Below are 24,983 nucleotides of genomic sequence, written 5' to 3'. Positions count from 1 at the left end.
TGAACAAGCGCGGAATCTCCCAAGGATGGGCTGCGCCTCTAGTGCCAGGTTGGACTGATCGCGGTTGGAAAGGCGTTCTGGGCTGGTTAGGTGGGCCGATGCTTTGACTAGCATGATAGATGCAGCAGGTGACGGCTGGGGCACTGTTCCTCACTGCTAGACCGAGCTGATCAAGCATATGGCTGGTCGATTAGTAGGGGCATGCGTCTTGCCTCTCACCACTTCTGTCATTAGCATCCGCAGCGCTAGATCTAAATTGCTTTAGCTCCCGCTGAACAGGCCTTCTGGAAATGGAGTTCCGCTTGCGATTAGTTACCAGCATTGCGCTTGTTCTAAGTCTGTCCGGCTGTTCATTTGTCGAGGAAGCATTCCTGTCGGCAGGTGAAAAGCTAAATCGGGCATTCCCACCCAGTCCGCAGGTTCGCGTAGCAGAGGAAACGCTACAGGACTTACTGAGCGCGAACGATTCCTTTGCTGTTCGCTATAAGGTGCTGCGTGAGATTCGCGGCCTGACCTGTAGCCAAGGCATGGAGATTTCCCGTTTTGACTCGGTCGAGAAGATCAAGACGCGTCCAGTGAGCCGTGAGTGCCTGAACGCTCAGGATGAAATCTTGCTGCGTTATCTGCAGGTGAAACAGATCGAAAGACGACTCAGCATGCCTGCATTGCGGCCAATGATAGAGCTCGGTGCTCCAGTGCTCATACCTTCTGGCGGCTCCGCAATGTCCGCTATTTCAGCGGCAGCAGCAGGTGTCGCAGTTCTCCAGGACGGCCGTGGCGGGATTCACTCGATAGAAATTCCAGGCGGGAAACTGATCGCTAAATTGGCAACAAATGGACGTTACAGCTTCAGTGAAGCTTTGCTTTCGCCTAATGGTAGAGTTCTTGCGATTTCAAGCGGTTCCAGAGAAGGTCTCAGCTTTTACGACACTGAGACTGCAGAGCTTCTGTGGCAGGATAATACGCTGCGCAGATTGCTGGTCTGGCTGCCCAGGATCTCTGCAGCTTTAGCGACCGACGCCAATGGTAAAACAGTGGTTGTCGACTTGTTGAATGGAACGTTCTCCGCCGACTCATCTCCGGCGGAGAGCCCGCAGTGGGGCTTTGAACTCAGTGATGGGTCAGTTGCTATTGGAGCTGGGCGATCCTTCTCATCGGTAGCCTACGAGCGAAGTGACAATGTCATTCAAGCTCGCGTTGTAAAAAGCTACGCATTGAAAAGCGGCTACGGAGTCAGCCCGTCAAAACCAACCCCCATCTTCTCAGGTCGTGCGTTGCTTTTCGTAGGTAATAAGGAGCTTTTAGCGGTTGATCTGCAGTCAGGGGAGGAGAGTGCCTGGAAGACCGGATCATTGTTAAGCAGTCGCTACGCCAAGCTCAGCGAGAACCAAATTCTGGTTGATTCGCTCTTCCGCAGTTCCGGAACGCAATCATGGGTTCTGAATCTCGAAGCCAAAACTATCGCTCCTGCAATGCTACCGTCCGAGGGCGTCGGCACGATTAGCGGGCTGGATGGACGACCTGGCTTTATTAGGCGGGGTGGGGGTGGAATCTGGTTTGGGCTCAAGGTTGAACAAGGGAAGGAAGAGAGTCTTCAAGCGTTCTTGGATAGCCGAAACCTTGAAGAGCAGATGCAAAAGCTCAACAGCATGAGCCCCCAAATGGGTTCCAGTTCAGCGTCAGTTTACGAAACGTCACCGCCGCCGCCCTTCGCTACCATCGCAAAGGATGCAGTGCTTGAAGGGGTCGGGGTCTATGAGTCAACGAATCCTTTACCGAAGGGTAAGGGGTCAGGAAACCGCCCAGGCATAGTCGACATTGCCGTGCGCCCAGTTAGCAAGCCGGTCATATTGGTGCTGAGCTCTTATGAGGCGGTCACGTGGAGAATCACGCAGGGCAGGGAGAATATCAAACTGATCCTGCTAAGCAGCTACTACCCGTCAACTGTCGAAGGTTCAGGGGATACACGCACTGTAGTGATGAACGCAGGACATGCCTATGATAGATCTAGCCCAAGTTTTGCTCGCTTGCGCCAAGCAGTGATGGCTCAGACGGGCAAGGATCTGCAGATATTCCAGGGAAGTTACAACGGCGCGAAGTTTTCGGTCGGCGGAAAGTAAGGTGGTAGTGGAGCGCCGTAAGGCGCTTCTTGTGAAAGGCGAACAGTGGAACATGTGCCCGGTGCTAGAGGTGCATACCTCTGTGGTGACTTCTCGAGCGCCCAGGCAGTTTGATCCGCGACGTCTAGAAATCATGACTCGTCTCTAAATTCGGTTCTAGCTCGTGATATTTAATTTAACATAATATACATTATGCGAAGTTATGGCTTTGCGATCCTGCGCCATTCCACAGTGCAATTCTCGTAACTCACTGGATCAATCCCAGCGTCAGCCCCTTCAATGTGGCTGCAGCTCGCGTCGAGCACTCCAGTTTGCGAAAGATGCTTTCCATGTGCGTGCGCACGGTGCTTGGGCTGATCGACAGCGTTCGTGCTACTTCTTTGTTGCTGGCACCACGGCTGATCTCACCGAGAACATCGCACTCACGAACGGTAAGCAACGAGCTCCGTGGCTGTGCGAGTCGTTGCCTGCCATTTGCGGCAGCGATCACCGCTTCGCAAATCTCGTTATCGAATGCACCTCGGTTGGCATCTTGTCTGAGGACGTTTTGCGCTTCCTGGTCGCTATGGGCTGGTCGCCAGGGTCTGTCGTTTTGCAGCGCAACCCAGGCATTAGCGGTCGCCAACAGCCGGTGCTCGGCATTCAACGTGTCACCTGATAATCCACGGTAGTACCCGCTGCCATCGAGCCGTTCGTATGCATGGGCGGCTATATCACCTGGCCGTGCGAGTTCGGGAATGCGCTTGCAGGCTTTCTGCGTCCAGTACGGTACCAAGTGCAGCCGCTCCGTTGCGCCATACGGCAACGGGCCCGGGCTGTTCCAGATATGGTTGGAGACTGCTGCGCGGCCAAGGCCGTGAATCAACGCGGCTTTACCGATCTCCGTGAGCATCGCTTCGCTCAGCCCCCACAAGCGCGCAGCTTCGACGGCTATGTGCGCGACCTGGCGCGAATGACCCGCCAGCCAGGGCAATTTCAAATCGATTACATCGCCCACCAGGCTCAGTGGTACCGCGTTTTGCGGCGTTTCCACGGCTGCTGATTCGGCCACGATTTCCAGTCGCGCCAACCAGTCTGCGGCGTTTTGCATGAGCAATTCGGCAAGCGCTGCCGGATAACGCCTGTTGCACTGGGCGCCGATCCAGTCGAGTGCTGAATCAAGGCCGTGGGTGCGGCTGAGAATTTCCAGGTCACCGGCCAGCACCACCTGATAGACGACTTCAGGGATTTGTCCGTGGGTCAGCCCAGCGGGCCGGCCGAAGCCGTCATAGGTTTCGAAGACCCGATACAGCGCTCCTTCTACGTCCGCGCCGAGCCCGAGCGTGCTGGCCACCTGCTCCGATACTTCGCAGTGCACCACGGCCAGGGAGCTCGCCTTGTGGACTGCGCGCATGTCATCGGCGCCCAGCGTGTGGTCGAGCATCGCGCGGCGCCCGTCGACATCGTTGCCCAGCAAATGTGTGAAGCCTTCGGCGTTGGCGGTACAGCCAGACCAGCGCAATAACGCGACATGCTCGGCAACAGCCAGGTGACCACCCTGCCCTGCACCGGCTTGCGCCAACTGCCTGGCCAGCCTGGCAACCCGCATGGAATGCCCCAGCGGCTGGCCCATGCTCAGGTCGCCCACTTGGGAAATGGCAGCCAACGCTGCGCCCGGAGAAACGAGAAGTGACGGAGCGTCGTTCACCAGAAAAGTCCTTGGATCGGATAAATGACCGATACCGGCCAGTCGGCTCGGGCAGCAGAATTTGAATCACACCCACACAGGAGTTTACGCAATGAAAACCGTCAAATCTCAAATCGCTGCAATCGCACTGGCCATCGTTACCAGTCTGACCCTTGGCACCAGCCACGCTGCCGACACCTCACCTTCGGTAGTGATCGTACACGGTGCGTTCGCCGATGGTTCCGACTGGGCCAAGGTGGTGCCGCTGCTGCAGGCCGAAGGCGTTACCGTCACCGTGGTGCAGAACCCCCTTACCTCCCTGGCTGACGACGTGGCTGCAACCCAGCGAGTGCTGAACAATCAGGATGGCAAGGTCGTACTGGTCGGCCACTCCTGGGGCGGCACGGTCATCACCGAAGCCGGTAACGACAAGAAGGTCAGCGCGTTGGTTTACGTGGCTGCGTTTGCACCGCAAGCCGGGCAAACCAGCGGCGAACAAGGTAAAGGAGCGCCGACGCCTCCTGGCATCAGCCAGCTGAAGGTCGATAGCAATGGCTATATCTACCTGACGGCCGAAGGCATGGCCAAGGACTTCGCTCAGGATCTGCCGGCAGCACAGACTGCCGTAATGACCGCAACCCAGGGGCCGATCAAAGCGTCCGCATTCGAAGACAAGGTTACGGCTGCCGCGTGGAAAACCAAGCCGTCCTGGTACCTGCTCGCAACCCAGGATCGGATGATTCACCCGGACGTTCAGCGCGCTGCCGCCAAGCGAATCGGTGCAACCTTGAGCGAGCTGAACACCAGCCACGTTCCGCAGCAATCCCAGCCTGCCGATGTCGCCCAGGTGATTCTCAAGGCCGTGCATAAGGTTGCTGCGCAGTGATTCAAGGCTGTAACCGATGAGCGAGCCGTTGTTATACGAGGCCTTCACCGCAAGCGGCTGCTCGCGGTGAAGGCCTCGTACAGGTTGGCTAGAGAATCAGGCTGCCGATGACAGCCAGAAGGAACGCGATGCTACCCAGCAGCGTTTCCATCACCGTCCAGGTTTTTAGTGTGGTCTTCTCGTCCATTTCCAGGAAGCGGCTGACCAGCCAGAACCCGGAGTCATTAACGTGAGACAGCACCGTCGCGCCACCAGCTATGGCCACCACGATAAAGCACAAGTCGAACTCGCTGAGCCCCGGTGTTGCGGCAACCATCGGCGCCACCAGCGCGGCTGTGGTGGTCAGTGCCACGGTGGCCGAACCTTGAGCAACGCGCAGCGCTGCAGAGATTACGAAGGCAGCGAGGATCACCGGCATGCCGGTGTCTGACAGCGTAGCGGCTAGTGCATCACCAATACCGCTGGTGCGCAGCACACCGCCAAACATGCCCCCTGCCCCAGTGACAAGAATGATCGAGCAGATCGGCCCCAGCGCACCTTCACAGACCTTTTCCAGGTGCTGACGGCTATGGCGGCCGCTGAAGGCGATCAAGGCAAACAGCACGGTGATCAACAGCGCCACCGGCGTTTTACCGAGCATGCGCAGGAACTGCACCCAGCTGCTGCCGCCATCCACGGCGCCCATGACCGTGAGGGTATTTAGGCCGGTATCCAGGAAGATCAGCACCAATGGCATTAGCAGAATGGTCAGCACCAGCGAAAATGCCGGCGGTGTAACGTTGATATCGCGCGGCACATCGGTCAGAAAGCTGGCCGGCAATTTCAGGTCGTAACGTTTGCCAGCCCACAGACCGAACAGATAGGCGCCGAAATACCAGGTTGGCAGCGCAATGACGGTACCGACGATAACCAACAGGCCGATGTTCGCGCCCAGCAGTTCTGCTGCAGCTACGGGCCCTGGATGCGGCGGCACCAGAGCGTGCATCGCGGCGAAGGCACCGGCGGCTGGTAGCGCGTACTTGAGCGTTGAGCCACCAAAGCGCTTGGCCACGCTGAAGATGATCGGCAGCATCACGATCAGACCGGCATCGAAGAAGATCGGAAAGCCGAACAGCAGGGAAGCAACACCCAGCGCGAATGGCGCACGGTGTTCGCCGAACTTGTTAATCAAGGTGTCTGCCAGCACCTGGGCGCCGCCGGTGATCTCCAGTAAACGCCCGATCATCGCACCCAGGCCGACCAGCAACGCAACGGCAGCCAGCGTAGTACCGAAGCCGCCGAGCAGTGTCGGCACTATCTTGTCGAAGGGAATCTGCGTAGCCAGTGCGGTGAAGATGCTCACCAGCAATAGACCGAGAAAGGCATGTAGGCGGAAGCGGATGATTAGCAGGAGCAGCAGCAGAACCGCGCCGGCGGCGATGGATAGCAGTGCCCCGGCACCCATGGTGGTCGCCTCATTCATGATGAGCGCCCTCCTCTCGGCTTGTCGCCGCCTGGTGATTGTGCGCTGCGGTGTAACGGTCAGCCTGATGAATCTCTTTCATGTCGCCTCCACTTGTGTTTGTTATGGGAGAAGCATGGGGTTGCACGGTTAGCGGTCGTTAGCGGCCCGCCACCAATCAGCGGCCTTGCGGCCCAGGGTATCGATGGATTCGCCGGCATCCAGGACCAACGTGGAGGGCTCGCCATAGGGCGGTTCCAGGGTGGCGAATTGGCTGTCGATAAGGCTGGCCGGCATGAAGTGACCCGGGCGGTTGCCGACGCGTTGCGCAGCCTCTTCACGGGACAGTTCGAGAAACACGAAGCCCAAACCGGGCACGGCTTCGCGCAGCCGGTCGCGGTACTTGCGTTTGAGTGACGAGCAGGTCAGTACGGGGTGGGCGTGGGTTTCCAGTGCGCTAACCAGTTCCTGACCCAGCCGGACCAGCCAATCGGCACGGTCATCGTCGTTGAGGGGAATGCCGGCGCTCATCTTCTTGATGTTGGCGGGCGGGTGAAATTGGTCACCTTCGATTAGGTAACCGCCGACATGCTTGGCGATTGATTCCCCGACGCAGCTCTTGCCACACCCGGATACGCCCATGACGACCAACGCGGTGATTGGTGTGTTCATATCGCAACTCCAGCAGAAGACAGCGCTATCTTTCGCGGATAAAGATATCCGCATGACGGCTGCTTCAATGTTGTACCTATTATTTTGCCGGTTACTTCTGCTCCAGGCGGCAAACGAATTACGCCGATTGCCAGGCACTTGAGACAGCGCTACCTTAACCATCAATTCTGGCCGATGACAACCCTGGCGATGAAATCTCCGACGCACAGCAGTTCCCGTACCCTTGGCATGCCAACCCTGGCGCAGGTCGCCGAGCGCGCCGGCGTGTCGACCATTACGGCATCTCGAGCTTTACGCGGTGTAACCACGGTGGGCGCGGAGCTGGTCGAGCGCGTGCGCAAGGCCGCTGATGAGCTGGGCTACGTGGCAAACCCCGCCGCCCGCATGCTGGCTTCGGCGCGTAGCACCTCGGTGGTGGTGTTGATTCCGTCGCTGTCCAACCAGTTGTTCATCGAGCCGCTGGAAGCCATCCATGAAGTGATGCGGCCACGCGGCATCGAGGTATTGATCGGCGATTACCACTATTGCCGCGACGAGGAGGAACGACTGGTACGCAACTACCTGCCGTACCGGCCGATGGGCATGCTGCTTACCGGCTTCGACCGCACCGAAGGCACACGACACCTGCTCAGTGCCAGCCGTATTCCCTGCGTGCACATGATGGAGCTGAGCGATGCCCCGGGTATCGCCAGCGTTGGTTTTTCCCAGCAGGCTGCCGGTGAAGCTGCCGCCGCACACCTGCTGCAGCAAGGGCGCAAGCGGCTCGCTTATGTGGCTGCCCAGCTGGACCCACGGGTGATGCAACGTGGCGAAGGGTTTCGCCGCGCCTTGCAGGCAGCGGGCGTCTATGACCCGGCCCTGGAGCTGCTGCACCCCCTGCCCTCGTCCATCGGCCTGGGTTGCCAGCTGTTCCGCGAGCTGATGCAGCGCCATCCGGATGTCGACGGCATCTTCTTCTGTAACGACGACTTGGCCCAGGGCGCGCTTTTCGAGGCGCAGCGCGCCGACCTGGCAGTGCCGGGCCGCGTGGCAATGGTCGGCTTCAATGATCTGCCAGCCTCGGCGCATACCGTGCCGCGGCTGTCGTCGATCCACACGCCGCGCACGGAAGTGGGCCGCGAGGCCGCCAACCTGCTGCTGAAGATGCTCGATGGCCGCCCCGCTGCACCCAGTATCGACCTGGGATTCGAGCTGCGGGTGCGCGAAAGCAGTTAGGCGCCGTCGTTCATCAAACCGCAATGCATGGGCGCGATGCTGAAGGCATGACACAGGGAAGTGTCGCCCCAAGAAAAAGCCCGGTCGATGCCGGGCTTTTCTCGTTCAGGGTTCGATCATTCGATCATTCGAGCGTCAGAGCGACGCGGCCACGATCTGGGCAGGCTTCCATGTAGCGATGCGACTCGGCGAACTCCTCGAAGGGGAACGTCTTGTCGATACGCGGCTTGAGCAGGCCATCGGCGGTGAGCATGTTGATGTGGTCCAGCGCGCGCTGTACGGCGGCGTGATCCTGCTCGATCCCCAGCTCCGAGTGCCCGGTGAAGTCCAGCACGCAATGACGGAAGAACTGCAGGTGCTTCTTGAACGCGGCGCAGGCCGGGAAAGCGGTGTCGTTACCGCCGTTCAGCCCATAGAGGATCAACTTGCCGCGGGTCGCTGCCACATCACCAAGCAACTTGAGCTGCTGGCCGGCGCAGTGGTCGAGAATCACCTCGGCACCCTTGCCTTCGGTGTAGCGCTCGACCTCAAGCACCAGATCCTGCTCTTCGGTGAAGATGATCTTGTCGGCGCCCAGTTCACGCAGGAACTCGCGGCTGCCCGAAACACTGGTCGAAACGATCACATTGGCACCCAGTGCCTTGGCCAGTTGCACCGACTGTGGCGCCAGGCAGTGGCAGGCTTCGGTGATCAGCACGTGCTGACCAGCCTTGAGCTTGGCCAGGTCGACCATGGCGAAATAGGCGAACAGCAGGCCGGTGTAATGGATGCTCGCTTCGACCGGGCTGAGCACGTCCGGGTAGCGGGTCAGCGCATAGCGTGGCACCACCACCACGTCACCCCAGGTCGGGTAACGGTTAGGCGTGTTGGCCGGGAATGCGGCCACCGGCGTGCCGACCGCGAGGTCGTCAACGCCCTCGCCCACGGCTTCTACGATACCGGCCAGCTCGGAGCCGACCCCGGAGGGTAGCGTGGCTTCTTCGGACGCCAGGTTCTGGCGCCACAGCACATCGCCCCAGCTGACGCCGAGCGCCTGGACACGTACCAGCACCTCACCGGCATTCGGAGTGGGTGTCGGCACTTCTTCGCACTGCAATACGCTGGCGTCGCCGAACTTGTGGAAACGGATCATGCGGGACATCGTCAACCTCAACTGATCGCGGATTGGGTCATTCACTGGATTGGACTTTATCTGCAGACCAGGGTGCACACCACCCGACACGAGTAATAGTCGTCATGCCTGGCAGTGATATAGGCCGGCGGAACGTGTGGATATGCCAATGATACCGGTGTCTTTCCCAATGCGCTCAAGTGCTCGTACTATTAGCGCACAAGGCTCTCACTAGCGTCCCGCTCTGGCAAGCCCGCACATTTGGAACCCGGATGAACCGCAACGACCTGCGCCGTCTCGATCTCAACCTGCTGATCGTCTTCGAAACACTGATGCACGAACGCAGCGTGACCCGTGCGGCAGAGAAGCTGTTTCTCGGCCAGCCGGCGATCAGCGCGGCGTTGTCGCGCCTGCGCAACCTGTTCGACGATCCGTTGTTCGTGCGTACCGGCCGCAGCATGGAGCCGACTGCCCGGGCCCAGGAAATCTTCGCCCTGCTCTCACCCGCGCTGGATTCGATCTCCACCGCCGTCAGCCGTGCATCGGAGTTCGACCCGGCCACCAGTACCGCGGTGTTTCGCGTTGGTCTCTCGGACGACGTCGAGTTCGCCCTGCTCCCTGCCCTGCTCCGTCGCCTGCGCTCCGAAGCGCCCAACGTGGTGCTGGTGGTCCGCCGCGCCAATTACCTGCTGATGCCCAATCTGCTCGCCTCGGGCGAAATCTCGGTCGGTGTCAGCTATACCGAAGAACTGCCCGCCAACGCCAAGCGCAAGACGCTGCGACGCAGCAAGCCGAAGCTACTGCGCGCCGATGCGATTCCCGGCAAGCTGAGCCTCGATGAGTACTGCGCCCGGCCCCACGCCATGGTGTCGTTTGCAGGCGACCTCAACGGCTTTATCGATGACCAGCTGGCGCGTTTCGAGCGCACCCGCAAGGTGGTGCTCGCCGTGCCCCAGTTCAACGGCCTGGGCACCCTGCTGGCCGGCACCGACCTAATTGCCGTAGTGCCCGACTACACTGCAGCCGCACTGACCGCTGTTGGAGGTCTACGCGCCGAAGACCTGCCCTTCGAGAGCGACAGCTTCGAGATGTCCATGGCTTGGCGCGGCGCCCAGGACAACGATCCCGCCGAGCGCTGGCTGCGCTCGCGCATCCAGATGTTCTTTGGTGATCCCGACAGCCTGGAATAGCGCTTGGAACTTGCATCCAGGCCTAGACCAAATAGATAGGTAGCTCTCTATTTATATTCCGATGGGTAATATCATCATTCTCGATGATATATATCTTCGCGGCGTTCGATTCGTTCCTGGATGTTGCTGAGACCAGACTCCGCCTCCATCACTACTGACACCCTGGCGGATCGTAATCATGGAACAGCCCAACACAAGGCTCTGGCAATTTCCTTTGGCCCTCACCGCAGCATTGGTGCTGGCGGCCTGTGGCAAGACCGAGGAAAGTGCACAGCAGATGCCTGTCCCCAAGGTCAGCGTGGCCGAAGTCATCCAGCAGCCCCTCAACGAGTGGGACGAATTCACCGGCCGCCTCGAAGCTCCGGAGTCGGTGCAGATCCGCCCGCGGGTCTCCGGCTTCATCGACAAGGTGAGCTTCAGCGAAGGATCGCTGGTGAAGAAAGGCGACCTGCTGTTCCAGATCGACCCGCGCCCATTCCAGGCTGAAGTCAAACGCCTCGAAGCCCAACTGCAGCAAGCCCGCTCCAACCAGATACGGGCCAGCAGCGAAGCCCAGCGTGGCGAGCGCCTGCGTGAAGGCAACGCGATTTCCACCGAGCTTGCCGATGCCCGCAAGAGCGCCGCCCAGGAAGCGCAGGCGGCAGTGGCCGGCATTCAGGCCGAGCTCGACAATGCCCGCCTGAACCTCAGCTTCACCCGGGTGACGGCGCCCATCGATGGTCGCGTCAGCCGGGCCGAAGTGACCGCTGGCAACCTGGTCACCGCCAGCGAATCGCTGCTCACCTCGCTGGTCTCGACCGACAAGGTGTATGCCTACTTCGATGCCGACGAGCGAGCCTTCCTCAAGTACACCGAGCTGGCTCGCCGCGCAGGCCATGACAGCCGCGGCAAGAGCCCGGTGTACCTGGGCCTGTCTAATGAAACCGGCAACCCGCACCTGGGCCAGCTGGACTTCCTCGACAACCAGGTCAACCCGCGCACCGGCACCATCCGCGGTCGCGCCGTGTTCGACAACCGTGACGGCCAGTTCACCCCGGGCCTGTATGCCCGTCTGAAGCTGGTTGGCAGCGACACCTACGATGCCATGCTCATCCAGGACGTCGCCGTCGGCACCGACCTGGGCAAGAAATTCGTGCTGGTGCTCGGTGCCGACAACAAGGTCGCCTACCGTTCCGTCGAGCTGGGACCGAAGCTCGAAGGCTTGCGCATCGTGCGCAGCGGCCTGGCCAAGGGTGATCGCGTAGTGGTCAACGGCCTGCAGCGCGCGATTCCAGGCAGCACCGTGGACCCGCAAGCCGTGCCGATGGCCGACGAGAAGACTCTGGCGACCCTGGAAAAGCAGCGCAAGGCAGTGGCCTCGGCGCGCAATGACGAACCCCTGAAGGTCAGCATCAAGTAACACCGGGCCTAGCCCTCCACCTTCCTACCCGAGAACCTGCTCGCACCACCTGTGGCGTGGGCAGGCTGGGCTGTGCCCGCATCACAAGGACATTAACGATGAACTTCTCGCAGTTCTTCATCCAGCGGCCGATCTTTGCCGCCGTGCTGTCGCTGATCATCCTGATCGGCGGCGCCATCTCGCTGTTCCAGCTGCCGATCAGCGAATACCCGGAAGTGGTACCACCCACCGTGGTGGTCACCGCCAACTTCCCCGGCGCCAACCCCAAGGTCATCGGCGAAACCGTTGCCTCGCCGCTGGAGCAGGCCATCGTCGGTGTCGAGGGCATGCTGTACATGTCCTCCCAGGCCAACAACGACGGGCGCATGACGCTGACCATCACCTTCGCCCTGGGCACCAATCTGGACACCGCCCAGGTGCAGGTGCAGAACCGCGTGACGCGCACCATGCCGACCCTGCCCACCGAGGTGCAGCGCCTCGGCGTGACGGTCGACAAGGCCTCACCGGACATGACCATGGTGGTCCACCTGACGTCGCCGGATAACAGCTACGACATGCTCTACCTGTCCAACTACGCCGCCCTCAACATCAAGGACGAGCTGTCGCGTCTGGATGGCGTCGGTGACGTGCGCCTGTTCGGCCTCGGCGATTACTCGATGCGCGTGTGGCTGGACCCGGACAAGGTCGCCTCGCGCGGGCTGACGGCGACCGACGTGGTCAACGCCATTCGCGAGCAGAACCGTCAGGTCGCCGCCGGCTCCCTGGGCGCGCCACCCGCTGCCAGTGACACCAGCTTCCAGCTGTCGATCAACACCCAGGGCCGCCTGGTCAGCGAGGAAGAGTTCGAGAACATCGTCATCCGTGCCGGCGAAAACGGTGAAATCACCCGCCTCAAGGACATCGCCCGAATCGAACTGGGCTCCGAGCAGTACGCCCTGCGCTCGCTGCTCAACAACCAGCCCGCCGTGGCCATGCCGATCTTCCAGCGCCCGGGCTCCAACGCCATCGCCATTTCCGATGCGGTGCGTGAGCGCATGGCCGAGCTGAAGCAGAGCTTCCCCCAGGGTGTGGACTACGAAATCGTCTACGACCCGACCATCTTCGTGCGCGGCTCCATCGAGGCGGTGGTGCATACCCTGCTCGAGGCCATCGTGCTGGTGGTGCTGGTGGTGATCCTGTTCCTGCAGACCTGGCGCGCCTCGATCATTCCCCTGGCCGCGGTACCGGTTTCGTTGATCGGCACCTTCGCAGTGATGCACATGTTCGGCTTCTCGCTCAACGCCCTGTCGTTGTTCGGCCTGGTACTGGCCATCGGCATCGTGGTGGATGACGCCATCGTGGTGGTGGAGAACGTCGAGCGCAACATCGGCCTCGGCAAGACGCCCGTGGAAGCCACCAAGCAGGCGATGAAGGAAGTTACCGGCCCCATCGTCGCCACGGCGCTGGTGCTCTGTGCGGTGTTCATCCCTACCGCATTCATCTCCGGGCTTACCGGGCAGTTCTATCAGCAGTTCGCGCTGACCATCGCCATCTCCACGGTGATCTCGGCGTTCAACTCGCTGACCCTGTCGCCGGCGCTGGCCGCGGTGCTGCTCAAGGGCCACCATGAGCCCAAGGATCGCTTCTCCCGTGGCCTGGACCGGCTGTTCGGCGGCTGGCTGTTCGCACCGTTCAACCGTGTGTTCGAGCGGGCCAGCAATGGTTACGTCGGCACCGTGCGCCGCGTATTGCGCGGTAGCGGCATTGCCCTGATCGTCTATGCCGGCCTGATGGGGCTGACCTACCTGGGCTTCGCCAGCACCCCGACCGGCTTCGTGCCACCGCAGGATAAACAGTACCTGGTCGCCTTCGCCCAGCTGCCGGATGCCGCCAGCCTGGATCGCAGCGAAGCGGTGATCAAGCGCATGTCCGATATCGCCGCCAAGCACCCCGGCGTGGCCAACACCGTGGCCTTCCCCGGATTGTCGATCAACGGTTTCACCAATAGCCCGAACAGCGGCATCGTGTTCGTCACCCTGAAGGACTTCGACCAGCGCAAGGACCCGTCGCTGAGCGCCAACGCCATCGCCGCGGAGCTCAACGGCCAGTTCGCCGGGATTCAGGAAGCCTATATCGCCATCTTCCCGCCACCACCGGTGATGGGCCTGGGCACCATCGGCGGCTTCCGTGTGCAGATTCAGGATCGCGCCAACCTGGGTTATGACGAGCTGTACAAGGAAACCCAGAACATCATCGCCAAGAGCCGCCAGGTGCCGGAACTGGCCGGGTTGTTCACCAGCTATCAGGTCAACGTGCCGCAGGTCGAAGCCAATATCGACCGTGAAAAGGCCAAGACCCACGGCGTGGCCATCGATGAGATCTTCGACACCATGCAGGTCTACCTCGGTTCGCTGTATGCCAACGACTTCAACCGCTTTGGCCGCACCTACCAGGTCAACGTACAGGCCGATCAGCAGTTCCGCCTGGAGGCCGAGCAGATTGGTCAGCTGAAGGTACGCAACAACCGCGGCGAGATGATCCCGCTGTCGACCTTCGTCAAGGTCAGCGACACCTCGGGCCCGGACCGGGTGATGCACTACAACGGCTTCATCACCGCCGAGATCAACGGCGCGGCAGCCCCCGGCTACAGCTCCGGCCAGGCCGAAGCGGCAATGGCCAAGTTGTTGAAGGAAGAGCTGCCCAACGGCATGAGCTTCGAGTGGACCGAGCTGACCTATCAGCAGATCCTTGCCGGCAATACCGCGCTGTTCGTGTTTCCGCTCTGCGTGCTGCTGGCCTTCCTGGTGCTGGCTGCCCAGTACGAAAGCTGGAGCCTGCCGCTGGCGGTGATCCTGATCGTGCCGATGACCCTGCTGTCGGCCATCGCCGGGGTAATCCTGGCAGGCGGTGACAACAACATCTTCACCCAGATCGGCTTGATCGTACTGGTGGGGCTGGCGTGCAAGAACGCGATCCTGATCGTCGAGTTCGCCAAGGAGCAGCAGGAGCACGGCCTGGATCGCGTCGCCGCGGTGCTGGAAGCCTGCCGCCTGCGCCTGCGGCCGATCCTGATGACCAGCTTCGCCTTCATCATGGGGGTGGTGCCGCTGGTGCTGTCCAGCGGTGCTGGTGCGGAAATGCGCCATGCCATGGGCGTTGCGGTATTCAGCGGCATGCTCGGCGTGACCTTCTTCGGTCTGCTGCTCACCCCGGTGTTCTACGTGCTGATCCGCGCCTTCGTGGAAAAACGCCAGGCGCGCAAACAGGCTCGTCTGCAGGAGGTACAGGCATGAATCCGCTGATCAACCTTTTGCCCCGCACCCTGGTGGTCTCGGCTCTGGCGCTGGCCATCAGCGCCTGCGCCGTCGGCCCGGACTACCAGGCGCCGCAGGACGCCAACGTGGTGTCCGCGCAAGCGACCCAAAACAGCTACGACACCGCCCGCTTCGAAGCACAGTGGTGGCAGCAGTTCGACGACCCGACCTTGAATCAGCTGGTCGAACAGTCCTTACAGGACAACCGCGAGCTGCGCGTGGCCTATGCCCGCCTGCGTGCCGCCCGCTCGATTCGTGATGACGTGGCCAACGACCGCCTGCCCACCGTCACCAGCCGGGCCAGCAGCGAGATCGGCAAGGGCCAGCAGCCCGGTGTGACCGAGCAGCGGGTCAATAGCGAACGCTATGACCTGGGCCTGGACATGGCCTGGGAGCTCGACCTGTTCGGGCGCATTCAGCGGCAGCTGGAGGCCAGCGAAGCGCAGATCGAAGTGGCCCAGGCCGACTATCAGCAACTGCAGGTCAGCCTCATAGCAGAGCTGGTCGATGCCTACGGCACCTTGCGTGGTGCCCAGCTGCGCGAAAGCATCGCTCGTTCCGATTTGAAAAATCAGCAGTCGTCGCGGGACATCATCGAGCGTCGCCGCGAAGTGGGCATGGGCAGCGAGCTCGATGTGCTGCGCTCCGATGCTCGCCTGGCCGCTACCGAGGCGACCCTGCCGCAACTGCAGGCGCAGCAGGTACGGGCGCGCAACCGCATCGCCACCCTGCTCGGCCAGCGACCGGAGCAGCTCAGCGTGGACCTGGCGCCGCGCCCGTTGCCGGCGATTGCCAAGGCGCTACCGATTGGCGACCCAACCGAGTTGCTGCGGCGTCGCCCTGATATCCGCGCCGCCGAGCGTGAGCTGGCGGCGGCCACTGCCCAGGTTGGCGTGGCCACCGCAGACCTGTTCCCGCGGGTCAGCCTGTCCGGCTTCCTCGGCTTTACTGCCGGGCGCGGCTCGCAGCTCGGCTCATCGGCGGCGCGAGCCTGGGGCGTGGCGCCGACCATCAGCTGGGCCGCGTTCGACTTGGGCAGCGTAAAAGCCCGTTTGCGCGGCGCCGAGGCAGATGCCGATGGCGCTCTGGCCGGCTACGAACAGCAGGTATTGCTGGCGTTGGAAGAGTCGGAAAACGCTTTCAGCGATTACGGCAAACGCCAGCAGCGCCTGCTTTCTCTGGTGCGCCAGTCGGAGGCCAGCCGCGCCGCCGCCGCTCAAGCCGCCCTGCAATACCGCGAAGGCAGCGCGGACTTTCTGGTGCTGCTCGATGCCGAGCGTGAACGCCTGGCCGCCGAAGACAGCCAGGCCCTGGCCGAGGTCGAGCTGTATCAGGGCATCGTCGCCATCTACAAGGCGCTGGGTGGCGGCTGGAGCCCAACCTCCTGAGTTTCCTTTTTCCCTCCCGGCCGCTTCGTCGGCCCTTGCCGCCCCACGCAGACACCCCTCTGCGTGGGTTTTTTTGGCTGCATGCTGGTGTTGTTGGAAAGGGCCATGCGCGTGATGTCGCGTCCATGACACGCTCTCACCGAGGGTGGTCAAGCACGGCCAGCCTCACCACCGCAAAAATGATGGATTGCATCGGAATCCTCGATTGCCCGACACGCCGCCTTCCGGTACAAACGGCACCTTGTCGTCACCGCCCCTTTTGGAGAACTCCATGTCCCGCCCCGCTCCGCTGTTGCTGCTGATCGCCCTGGCCAGCGCCTTGATGCTTGCCGGCGCGTTGATCGCCCAGCATGTATTCGGCTGGGAGCCGTGCACCCTGTGCGTGCAGATCCGTCTGTGGCTGTGCCTGACTGCCGTCATCGCCCTGCTGCTCAGCGCCGCATCGGCGGCCCGGCAGACCTGGCTGGCCGTGCTTTTGTGGCCCCTGTTGCTGGCCGCCAGCGGCATGGCACTGATCGACAACGCCCATGTCACGCTGATCGAAGTGGGCGTGATGGAAAGCTTCAGCTGCTCGCCCTTCCCGTTCTATTACCAGGTGCTGCCATTGCACGAGTACTGGCCTGGCGTGTTCATGAGCGGTGGCGTGTGCGGGATGAACGACTACAAAATTCTCGGCCTGCCTTTTACTGTCTGGACGCTGGCGAGCATCGCCGGGTTGTTCGCGCTGGTGCTGTTCACCCTGTGGCGCAGCATTCGCGGCAAACGCTGAACCCGTATGCGCAAGGTACTGGTAATCGGCTACGTGTGGCCGGAGCCACGCTCGTCCGCGGCGGGCAGCCGTATGCTCGAGCTGCTCGGGGTGTTTCGCAGCCAGGGCTGGCAGGTGACATTTGCCAGCGCCGCAGCGCTTTCCAGCCATCGTGCTGACCTCACCGATCTTGAAATCGAGGAAGTGGCTGTCGCGCTGAACTGCGACAGCTTCGATGCCTACGTGGCGGGGCAGCAGCCGGATCTGGTGTTGTTCGACCGTTTTTTCACCGAAGAACAATTCGGTTGGCGGGTCGAGCGCGCCTGGCCGGCAGCCCTGCGGGTGCTCGACACCAGCGACCTGCACTGCCTGCGCGATGCCCGCCATGCCTTGCACAAGGCCAACCAACAGTCCCGCAGCAGCGAAGCACAACGCCACCAGGTTGGCCCGGCGCTCGCCACGCGTGATGAACTCTACGCAGCCATGGCGGGCGCTGACATGGCCCAGCGTGAGGTGGCGTCGATCTACCGCTGCGACCTGACGCTGATGATCTCCGAGTTCGAGATGCAGCTGTTGCAGGAGCAATTCGGCGTGCCGGCAGCCCTACTGCATGACTGCGCGCTGATGCTGATTCCGCCAACCCTGAGTGAAGTGCCCTTCTCTGACCGCCAACACTTCCTGAGCATTGGCAATTTTCGCCATGCGCCCAATTGGGACGCCGTGCTGTGGCTCAAGCATGCCTTGTGGCCGCTGATTCGTGCCCGCTTGCCGCAAGCCCAGTTGCACGTCTACGGCGCCTATCCGCCACCCAAGGCCACGGCGCTGCATAACCCCAAGCAAGGCTTTCATGTGCTGGGCTGGGTCGACGATGCGCATCGGGTGATGGCCCAGGCTCGCGTCTGCCTGGCGCCGCTGCGTTTCGGCGCAGGGATCAAGGGCAAGCTCGCCGACGCCATGGCCTGCGGTACGCCTAGCGTGACCACGACGATTGGCAGCGAGGGTATGCACGGTGCGCATCCCTGGCCAGGCGCCGTCGTCGATGATGCTCAGGCGTTCGCCGATGCTGCAGTGACGCTGCATGAGGACTCAGCGGCCTGGTCGCAAGCCCACGCCAATGCTGCACCGCTGCTGCAGCAACGTTTCGATCGCCCGCGGCTGGCCAGCGAATTGGTCAACCGACTGGAGCGGTTGCTGGCCAGCCGCGAGCAGCACCGGCAACTGAACTTCGTGGGCGCCATGCTGCGGCATCACCAGCACAAGAGCACCCAATACATGTCCCAGTGGATCGCCGCCAAGAACGCCCGCGACAACTGAACAGTGCCGAGGTGGCATTTTGCCGGATATCCTGGCGCAGCTAGGACGGCCGTCACATATATGGCGCCATGATTGCAGTAGACTTCGCCTACACTCCTAAGCGGTACTGCGGGCGCTACTGCCAACCGGCGCCTGACCGTAAAAACAGTCGACAAGAATAAGGTCATCCACATGTTGAAAAAGATCGCCGTTGCGGCCGTCTATGCTCTGACGCTCGCCTCCTACACCGCCGTTGCCCAAGAAGGCACGCTGGTGATCAAGCTTTCCCATGTGGTCGCCGACGACACGCCCAAGGGCCAGGGCGCCCTGATGTTCCAGCGTCTGGTCGACCAGCGCCTGGAAGGCAAGGTGCGTGTCGAGGTTTACCCCAACTCTTCGCTGTACGGCGATGCCAACGAGCTGGAAGCGCTGCGCAATAACGAAGTGCAGATGCTCGCGCCGTCGCTGGCCAAGTTCGACCAATACACCAAGCAACTGCAGGTCTTCGATCTGCCGTTCATGTTCGACGATCTGGAAGCCGTGAACCGTTTCCAGAAGCGTGCTAAGGGGCGCCAGTTGCTGCGCTCCATGGAAGATAAGAACATCGTCGGCCTGGCCTATTGGCACAACGGCATGAAACAGATGTCGGCCACCAAGGCACTGCGCGCGCCAGGCGACGCCGCTGGCCTGAGCTTTCGTATTCAGAACTCCAAAGTGCTGGATGCGCAGTTCGCCCAGCTTGGCGCCACATCGGTGAAGATGCCATTCTCCGAGGTCTACAAAGGCCTGCAGAGTGGCCAGGTTCAGGGCGCCGAGAACCCTTGGTCGAACATCTACAGCCAGCGACTGCATGAGGTTCAGCCGTTCATCACCGAAACCAACCATGGCGTGCTCGACTACATGCTGATCAGCAACGCGCGCTTCTGGTACGGCATTCCTCACCAGATCCGCACCGAGCTGGAAGCGATCATCGATGAAGTCACGTTCGCGGTGAACCGCCAGGCCGAAGAGGCCAACCTGGCCGACCGTCGTCGTATCGAAGCCTCCGGCAAGAGCCAGATCATCACCCTCACCCCTGAGCAGCGTCAGGCTTGGCGTGAAGCCATGCGCCCGGTATGGCAGCAGTTCGAGGGCGAGATCGGCAGCGACGTGATCAAGGCTGCCCAGATCGTGAATCGCAAGCGCCACGACTGATCGCTGCAAACGAAGAGGCCCGCATAACGCGGGCCTCTTTCGTTTTGGTCGCTTTTAGTCCGTGGCCGTTTGAAGCGAATCCATAGTAGCCGCTCCCAGGTATCGCTGCGCCCAACGCCGGGTTAGTAGAACTCGACTATTGGGGCGCGTGCTGAGCCCCTTCGAACCACGCCAGCTTCTCGCGCAATAGCACCACTTCCCCCACGATCACCAGTGTCGGTGCATGCACCTCATGCCTTGCCACGAGGTCAGGCAGGTTGGCCAGCGTGCCGGTGAATACCCGCTGATTCTCCGTAGTGCCCTGCTGGATCAGTGCCGCTGGTGTGCTGGCGGCGCGGCCATGGGCGACCAACTGTTGGCAGATGGTAGGTAGGCCGACCAGCCCCATGTAGAACACCAACGTCTGACTCGAAGCGACCAGCTCCGACCAAGGCAGATCGGCGCTGCCATCCTTCAGATGCCCGGTGACGAAGCGCACTGACTGCGCGTGGTCACGGTGCGTGAGTGGAATCCCGGCATAAGCGGAACAACCGCTCGCCGCGGTGATGCCCGGCACCACCTGGAAGGGAATGCCATGGGCTGCGAGCTGTTCGATCTCTTCACCGCCGCGGCCAAAGATGAACGGATCACCACCTTTGAGGCGCAGCACCCGCTTACCGGACTTGGCCAGGTCGATCAGGCGCTGATTGATCTGCTCCTGCGGCACAGCATGGTCGGCGCGGCGCTTGCCGACATAGATGCGCTCGGCATCGCGGCGGCACAGCTCGACGATGGCCGGGGCGACCAGACGGTCGTAAAGCACCACATCGGCCTGCTGCATCAGACGCAGGGCGCGGAAGGTCAGCAGATCGGGATCACCCGGGCCGGCGCCGACCAGGTACACCTCACCCAGAGCTTGAGGCGCTGCGCCGTTGATCTTGTCTTCCAGCAACCGGCGGGCTTCACCGAGCTTGCCGGCGAACGCGCTTTCGGCAATCTGCCCCTGAAACACGTCTTCCCAGAACACGCGGCGCTGCTGAACGTCGGGAAACAGGCTTTTTACCTGGGCACGGAAAATCTTCGCCAGCCCGGCCAGTTGCCCGTAGGTAGCCGGAATCCAGGTTTCGATCTTGGCGCGAATCAGACGTGCCAGTACCGGCGCATCACCGCCACTGCTGACCGCAACGATAAGTGGCGAGCGGTCGACGATGGCGGGGAAGATCACGCTGCACAGCGCAGGCGCATCGACCACATTGACGGGAATGCCGATGGCTTGGGCATGCTCGGAAATCTGCGCATTGAGCGGCACGTCATCCGTGGCGGCGATGACCAGCGACACGCCGTTGAGGTCGTCAGCCTGATAGCCACGCAGTACCAGCTCCCCTGCTCCGTGCCCGACCAGTTCGCACAGCTCGCTGCCCACATCAGGCGATACCACCCGCAAGGTCGCGCCGGCATCGGCCAACAGCCGCGCTTTGCGCAAGGCGATTTCGCCACCGCCTACCACCAGCACGCGGCGGTTCTGCAATTTGTGGAACAGGGGAAGGAAGTCCATAACGGTGCCTGCTTCAAGTCGCCGGGGGCGGCGACGTGATGAAAATAAAGGCCCCGAGTATGACTCAGGGCCTGATTTATCACTTGGCTGCACCGTGGTCGGTGCAACTGCTGATCACTGCCTCAGGCGGCAGTCGCTTTGCGAAAATAGCAAAGGGTGGCGACCCGCTGGCATGAGATGCGCTGCCAGGCAGCGCAATCGATCAGATGACGTCGATACCACCCATGTAGGGCTTGAGTACCTCTGGGACGCGGATGGTGCCGTCTGCCTGCTGATAGTTTTCCAGCACTGCCACCAGCGTACGGCCCACTGCCAGGCCGGAGCCATTAAGGGTGTGCAGCAATTCCGGCTTGCCGGTTTCCGGGTTGCGGTAACGGGCTTGCATACGGCGGGCCTGGAAGTCGCCACAGTTGGAGCACGAGGAAATCTCGCGGTACTTGTCCTGGCTCGGCACCCAGACTTCCAGATCGTAGGTCTTGGTGGCGCTGAAGCCCATGTCGCCGGTGCACAGCGCCAGAACGCGGTACGGCAGCTCGAGCAGCTGCAGCACCTTCTCGGCGTGGCCGGTCAGTTCTTCCAGCGCTTCGAAGGATTTGCCCGGCTCGACCACGTGAACCATTTCGACCTTGTCGAACTGGTGCTGGCGGATCATGCCGCGGGTATCACGGCCCGACGCACCGGCCTCGCTGCGGAAGCACGGCGTGTGGGCGACGAACTTCAACGGCAGCTGCTTGGCATCGATGATTTCGCCCGCAACGATGTTGGTCAGCGACACTTCGGCGGTCGGAATCAGGTAGAAATCGGCCTCGCCTTCGCGGCTGATCTTGAACAGATCTTCCTCGAACTTGGGTAGCTGGCCGGTGCCCTGCAGCGCAGGCGCCTGTACCAGATACGGTGTATAGGCTTCCTCGTAACCGTGCTCGGCGGTGTGCAGGTTGATCATGAACTGCGCCAGAGCGCGGTGCAGGCGCGCGATCGGGCCGCGCAGCAGCGCAAAGCGGGCACCGGACAGCTTGGCGGCGGTCTCGAAATCCAGCCAGCCGTGCTGCTCGCCGAGGCTGACGTGATCCTGAACAGGGAAGTCGAAGGTCCTCGGAGTTCCCCAACGGCGCACTTCGACGTTGTCGTCTTCATCGGCGCCGACCGGCACGGACTCGTCCGGCAGGTTGGGAATGCTCAGCAGCAAGTTGTCGAGCTCGACCTGAATGGCGTCCAGCTCGCGCTTGCCCTCTTCCAGGTCACTGCCCATACGGTCGACCTCGGCCAGCAGCGGCGCGATGTCTTCGCCGCGCTGCTTGGCCTGGCCGATGGACTTGGATCGACTGTTGCGCTCTGCCTGTAATTGCTCGGTACGGGTCTGAACGGACTTGCGCTGGGCCTCAAGAGCTTCAACGCGGGTCACGTCCAGTTCATAGCCACGGGTGGCCAGGCGCTGGGCAATTTCGTGCAGTTGGCTGCGCACCAGTTTGGAATCGAGCATTTCAGGTTCTCATCGATCAGAATTTGGTTAACAGGAGGCCAGCCCAGGTTGCAAGCAGACCACCCACAACACTTACCGCCAAATAACCAATGGCCATTGGCGCCTGGCCGCTATCGAGAAGGCGCAGGGTGTCGAGGGAAAATGAAGAAAAGGTGGTAAAGCCACCCAGCACGCCCACGATCAACCCTGCTCTTACCGGCAGCGGCACTTCGGGACGTAGCAAAAACAGGCCATAGAGTACCCCGATCAGCAGGCAGCCGACGAGGTTGACGATCAGGGTCGCGCCGTAAAAATGCTGCGGCCAGTTGGCGCTTATCCAATTACCGATGAAAAACCGCGCCAGCGTGCCAAACGCACCGCCCAGCGCTACCGCCAATACCGTGAAAATCATGGTTTTCTCCGCTGCGTGGGGCTGTTGGCATCTTGGTTGGCCAGATGGGCCAGCTTATCGCGAATTTTCAGCTCCAGGCCACGCGGCACCGGGTCGTAGTACCGACGAGGCTGAATGTCTTCCGGAAAGTAATCTTCGCCGGCCGCATAGGCGTCGGGCTCGTCATGGGCGTAACGGTATTCGTCGCCGTAACCGAGCTCTTTCATCAGCTTGGTCGGCGCATTGCGCAGGTGCAGCGGCACCTCACGCGAGCCGTTCTCTGCCACATCACGTTTGGCGGCCTTGAACGCGTTGTAGACGGCGTTGCTCTTTGGCGCGCAGGCCAGATAGACGATGGCCTGGGCCACCGCCAGCTCACCTTCCGGGCTGCCCAGGCGCTCTTGAACGTCCCAGGCATTGAGGCACAGTGTCAATGCGCGTGGGTCGGCGTTGCCGATGTCCTCGCTGGCCATGCGCACCACGCGCCGGGCGATATATAACGGGTCGCAGCCGCCATCGAGCATGCGCGCGAACCAGTACAGCGCGCCATCCGGGCTGGAACCGCGCACCGACTTATGCAGTGCGGAAATCTGGTCGTAGAAGGCCTCGCCGCCTTTGTCGAAGCGCCGGCGAGTATCGCCGAGGAGGTCGAGTAGCAGTTCGGTGCTGATCTCGCCACCGTCATCGGCCAGGTCGGCAGCGTTCTCCAGAAAGTTGAGAAAGCGCCGGCCATCACCGTCTGCCGCGCTCTTGAGAATCTCGAAGCTCTCATCCGGCACAGTCAGGCGGCGCTCGCCCAACCCTTTGGTTTCGTTAAGCGCGCGGCCTACCAGCTTACGCAGGGCCGCATCGTCCAGGCTTTTCAGCACGTAGACGCGCGCGCGGGACAGCAAGGCGTTGTTGAGTTCGAACGAAGGATTCTCGGTGGTCGCGCCGATGAAGATCAGCGTGCCATCTTCCACATAAGGCAGGAAAGCATCCTGCTGTGACTTGTTGAAGCGATGCACTTCATCAACGAACAGGATGGTCCGGCGGCCGTACTGGGCGGCATGTTGCTGGGCGACTTCGACGGCCTGGCGGATTTCCTTGACCCCGGAAAGCACCGCCGAAATGGTCTCGAAGTGTGCATCAGTGACCTGAGCCAGCAAGCGCGCCAGGGTGGTCTTGCCGACCCCGGGCGGCCCCCAGAAGATCATCGAGTGCAGAGCGCCCTGCTCCAGCGCTTCGCGCAGCGGCTTGCCGCGGGCCAGCAGATGCTCTTGGCCGACGTATTCGTCCAGCGTGGTCGCCCTTAAACGGGCGGCCAGCGGCTGGGCGACGGGCGCGCTGCGAAACAGATCCACGACTACCTACTCTTTGATAACGTCCGCACCCGCAGGAATTTCGAAGCTGAACTGCTTGTCATCCAGGGGCTGATTCATCTTTACGCTCATGAACAGGATATTGGTGCGCTGGCCGATGCTGTCGATCAACTGCATGTCGTTCAACACGCCATTGCGGAAGGACAGACGCAGGCTGTCGAACAAGGTGTCCTTGGCCTTTGGCTTGAGGATGAAGTCGACCACGCTGCCACCTTCCTTGAAGGTGATCTCGAAGTTCTCGCGAATCTGCGACACATCACCGGAAAGCAGCAGTGCCGGGGTGTGGGTCAGGCGCTGATCGAGGGACTGAATGGTTACCTGCTCCAGATCCGGGTCATATAGCCAAACCTGCTTGCCATCGGAAACCAGCAACTGCTCCATTGGCTCGTCGGTGTGCCAGCGGAACAGGCCTGGGCGTTTGAGCGCCAACTCACCGGCGGTTTCCTGCAGCTGGGTGCCGCTGCCATCGAGCGACAGCTGGGAAAAGCGGGCGGTGATGGTCTGTGCCTGGTTGAGCAACTCGGTCAGACGCTTTACGGCGGCCTCATCGTCAGCATGGGCGAACAGGCTCGCGGTGGTGAGGACGGCGAGCAGCATCAGGCGAATCAGGCGCATGTGAATC

The 24,983-nt window shown here is 61.6% G+C and carries 19 protein-coding genes; 10 read left to right on the top strand and 9 right to left on the bottom strand.

Annotation, left to right across the window (positions count from 1 at the left end; genetic code table 11):
* Nucleotides 1-302: 302 nt before the first annotated feature.
* Nucleotides 303-2,120 (top strand): outer membrane protein assembly factor BamB family protein, encoded by a 1,818-nt coding sequence (locus BUC40_RS14705; RefSeq protein ID WP_167369162.1) that lies wholly within the window; start codon nt 303-305, stop codon nt 2,118-2,120.
* Nucleotides 2,121-2,367: 247 nt separating this feature from the next.
* On the opposite strand, the gene BUC40_RS14700 is transcribed toward BUC40_RS14705, so the two are convergent.
* Nucleotides 2,368-3,807 carry an HD domain-containing phosphohydrolase gene (locus BUC40_RS14700; RefSeq protein WP_073266925.1) on the bottom strand — a complete coding sequence of 480 codons (1,440 nt, stop codon included), beginning with the start codon at nt 3,805-3,807 and terminating at the stop codon, nt 2,368-2,370.
* A gap of 91 nt (nt 3,808-3,898) precedes the next feature.
* On the opposite strand from BUC40_RS14700, the gene BUC40_RS14695 reads away from it, so the two are divergent.
* Nucleotides 3,899-4,672: an alpha/beta hydrolase gene (locus tag BUC40_RS14695; protein ID WP_073266924.1), complete on the top strand. Its 774-nt coding sequence runs from the start codon at nt 3,899-3,901 to the stop codon at nt 4,670-4,672.
* A gap of 88 nt (nt 4,673-4,760) precedes the next feature.
* Here the strand turns inward: BUC40_RS14695 and BUC40_RS14690 are convergent, their stop codons facing one another.
* Together BUC40_RS14690 and BUC40_RS14685 are read right to left on the bottom strand one after the other, a co-directional pair.
* A complete protein-coding gene (locus tag BUC40_RS14690) occupies nt 4,761-6,134 on the bottom strand; it encodes a GntP family permease (RefSeq protein WP_073266923.1) in 1,374 nt (457 codons plus the stop codon).
* A 129-nt stretch (nt 6,135-6,263) separates the two neighbouring features.
* On the bottom strand, nt 6,264-6,755 hold the full coding sequence (locus BUC40_RS14685) for a gluconokinase (RefSeq protein WP_208605779.1): 492 nt from the start codon (nt 6,753-6,755) through the stop codon (nt 6,264-6,266).
* A gap of 219 nt (nt 6,756-6,974) precedes the next feature.
* On the opposite strand from BUC40_RS14685, the gene gntR reads away from it, so the two are divergent.
* Nucleotides 6,975-8,000: an HTH-type transcriptional regulator GntR gene (gene gntR, locus BUC40_RS14680; protein WP_073267034.1), complete on the top strand. Its 1,026-nt coding sequence runs from the start codon at nt 6,975-6,977 to the stop codon at nt 7,998-8,000.
* A gap of 124 nt (nt 8,001-8,124) precedes the next feature.
* Here the strand turns inward: gntR and BUC40_RS14675 are convergent, their stop codons facing one another.
* Nucleotides 8,125-9,141 (bottom strand): zinc-dependent alcohol dehydrogenase family protein, encoded by a 1,017-nt coding sequence (locus tag BUC40_RS14675; protein WP_073266921.1) that lies wholly within the window; start codon nt 9,139-9,141, stop codon nt 8,125-8,127.
* A gap of 242 nt (nt 9,142-9,383) precedes the next feature.
* Here BUC40_RS14675 and BUC40_RS14670 point away from each other — a divergent pair, with 242 nt between their 5' ends.
* The 7 genes from BUC40_RS14670 to BUC40_RS14640 all read left to right on the top strand — a co-directional run bounded on the left by BUC40_RS14670 (nt 9,384) and on the right by BUC40_RS14640 (nt 19,616).
* Nucleotides 9,384-10,301 (top strand): LysR family transcriptional regulator, encoded by a 918-nt coding sequence (locus BUC40_RS14670; RefSeq protein ID WP_073266920.1) that lies wholly within the window; start codon nt 9,384-9,386, stop codon nt 10,299-10,301.
* A gap of 178 nt (nt 10,302-10,479) precedes the next feature.
* On the top strand, nt 10,480-11,700 hold the full coding sequence (gene mexE / locus BUC40_RS14665) for a multidrug efflux RND transporter periplasmic adaptor subunit MexE (RefSeq protein WP_073266919.1): 1,221 nt from the start codon (nt 10,480-10,482) through the stop codon (nt 11,698-11,700).
* 98 nt (nt 11,701-11,798) lie between these two features.
* Nucleotides 11,799-14,972 (top strand): efflux RND transporter permease subunit, encoded by a 3,174-nt coding sequence (locus BUC40_RS14660; protein WP_073266918.1) that lies wholly within the window; start codon nt 11,799-11,801, stop codon nt 14,970-14,972.
* Nucleotides 14,969-16,381: an efflux transporter outer membrane subunit gene (locus tag BUC40_RS14655; protein WP_073266917.1), complete on the top strand. Its 1,413-nt coding sequence runs from the start codon at nt 14,969-14,971 to the stop codon at nt 16,379-16,381. The genes BUC40_RS14660 and BUC40_RS14655 overlap by 4 nt, the downstream gene beginning before the upstream one ends.
* A 271-nt stretch (nt 16,382-16,652) precedes the next feature.
* A complete protein-coding gene (locus tag BUC40_RS14650; RefSeq protein WP_073266916.1) occupies nt 16,653-17,150 on the top strand; it encodes a disulfide bond formation protein B in 498 nt (165 codons plus the stop codon).
* Between the two features lie 6 nt (nt 17,151-17,156).
* Nucleotides 17,157-18,443, top strand: coding sequence for a glycosyltransferase family 4 protein (locus BUC40_RS14645; RefSeq protein WP_073266915.1), 1,287 nt, complete (start codon nt 17,157-17,159; stop codon nt 18,441-18,443).
* A gap of 171 nt (nt 18,444-18,614) precedes the next feature.
* Nucleotides 18,615-19,616, top strand: coding sequence for a TRAP transporter substrate-binding protein (locus BUC40_RS14640; RefSeq protein ID WP_073266914.1), 1,002 nt, complete (start codon nt 18,615-18,617; stop codon nt 19,614-19,616).
* A 136-nt stretch (nt 19,617-19,752) separates the two neighbouring features.
* Here the strand turns inward: BUC40_RS14640 and cysG are convergent, their stop codons facing one another.
* The 5 genes from cysG to lolA all read right to left on the bottom strand — a co-directional run bounded on the left by cysG (nt 19,753) and on the right by lolA (nt 24,976).
* Nucleotides 19,753-21,150 carry a siroheme synthase CysG gene (cysG, locus tag BUC40_RS14635; RefSeq protein WP_073266913.1) on the bottom strand — a complete coding sequence of 466 codons (1,398 nt, stop codon included), beginning with the start codon at nt 21,148-21,150 and terminating at the stop codon, nt 19,753-19,755.
* Between the two features lie 202 nt (nt 21,151-21,352).
* On the bottom strand, nt 21,353-22,630 hold the full coding sequence (serS, locus tag BUC40_RS14630; protein WP_073266912.1) for a serine--tRNA ligase: 1,278 nt from the start codon (nt 22,628-22,630) through the stop codon (nt 21,353-21,355).
* A gap of 16 nt (nt 22,631-22,646) precedes the next feature.
* On the bottom strand, nt 22,647-23,021 hold the full coding sequence (crcB, locus tag BUC40_RS14625) for a fluoride efflux transporter CrcB (protein WP_073266911.1): 375 nt from the start codon (nt 23,019-23,021) through the stop codon (nt 22,647-22,649).
* Entirely contained in the window at nt 23,018-24,343 is a 1,326-nt protein-coding gene (locus BUC40_RS14620) for a replication-associated recombination protein A (protein WP_073266910.1), read from the bottom strand. The genes crcB and BUC40_RS14620 overlap by 4 nt, the downstream gene beginning before the upstream one ends.
* A gap of 6 nt (nt 24,344-24,349) precedes the next feature.
* Complete coding sequence (gene lolA, locus BUC40_RS14615; RefSeq protein WP_073266909.1) at nt 24,350-24,976, bottom strand: outer membrane lipoprotein periplasmic chaperone LolA; 627 nt, start codon at nt 24,974-24,976, stop codon at nt 24,350-24,352.
* Nucleotides 24,977-24,983: the final 7 nt, after the last annotated feature.

It is taken from the genome of Phytopseudomonas punonensis (genome assembly GCF_900142655.1).
Lineage (GTDB): Bacteria > Pseudomonadota > Gammaproteobacteria > Pseudomonadales > Pseudomonadaceae > Aquipseudomonas > Aquipseudomonas punonensis.
Note: the sequence above shows the minus strand (reverse complement) of the source record. Positions and strands in the feature narration are given on the sequence as shown.

Coding starts and splice junctions, on each gene's coding strand:
- BUC40_RS14685 (WP_208605779.1), bottom strand. CDS start 6,755: ATGGGCGTATCCGGGTGTGGCAAGAGCTGCGTCGGGGAATCAATCGCC.
- BUC40_RS14690 (WP_073266923.1), bottom strand. CDS start 6,134: ATGAATGAGGCGACCACCATGGGTGCCGGGGCACTGCTATCCATCGCC.
- BUC40_RS14655 (WP_073266917.1), top strand. CDS start 14,969: ATGAATCCGCTGATCAACCTTTTGCCCCGCACCCTGGTGGTCTCGGCT.
- lolA (WP_073266909.1), bottom strand. CDS start 24,976: ATGCGCCTGATTCGCCTGATGCTGCTCGCCGTCCTCACCACCGCGAGC.
- serS (WP_073266912.1), bottom strand. CDS start 22,630: ATGCTCGATTCCAAACTGGTGCGCAGCCAACTGCACGAAATTGCCCAG.
- BUC40_RS14675 (WP_073266921.1), bottom strand. CDS start 9,141: ATGTCCCGCATGATCCGTTTCCACAAGTTCGGCGACGCCAGCGTATTG.
- BUC40_RS14660 (WP_073266918.1), top strand. CDS start 11,799: ATGAACTTCTCGCAGTTCTTCATCCAGCGGCCGATCTTTGCCGCCGTG.
- crcB (WP_073266911.1), bottom strand. CDS start 23,021: ATGATTTTCACGGTATTGGCGGTAGCGCTGGGCGGTGCGTTTGGCACG.
- BUC40_RS14670 (WP_073266920.1), top strand. CDS start 9,384: ATGAACCGCAACGACCTGCGCCGTCTCGATCTCAACCTGCTGATCGTC.
- gntR (WP_073267034.1), top strand. CDS start 6,975: ATGAAATCTCCGACGCACAGCAGTTCCCGTACCCTTGGCATGCCAACC.
- BUC40_RS14645 (WP_073266915.1), top strand. CDS start 17,157: ATGCGCAAGGTACTGGTAATCGGCTACGTGTGGCCGGAGCCACGCTCG.
- BUC40_RS14650 (WP_073266916.1), top strand. CDS start 16,653: ATGTCCCGCCCCGCTCCGCTGTTGCTGCTGATCGCCCTGGCCAGCGCC.
- BUC40_RS14640 (WP_073266914.1), top strand. CDS start 18,615: ATGTTGAAAAAGATCGCCGTTGCGGCCGTCTATGCTCTGACGCTCGCC.
- cysG (WP_073266913.1), bottom strand. CDS start 21,150: ATGGACTTCCTTCCCCTGTTCCACAAATTGCAGAACCGCCGCGTGCTG.
- BUC40_RS14695 (WP_073266924.1), top strand. CDS start 3,899: ATGAAAACCGTCAAATCTCAAATCGCTGCAATCGCACTGGCCATCGTT.
- mexE (WP_073266919.1), top strand. CDS start 10,480: ATGGAACAGCCCAACACAAGGCTCTGGCAATTTCCTTTGGCCCTCACC.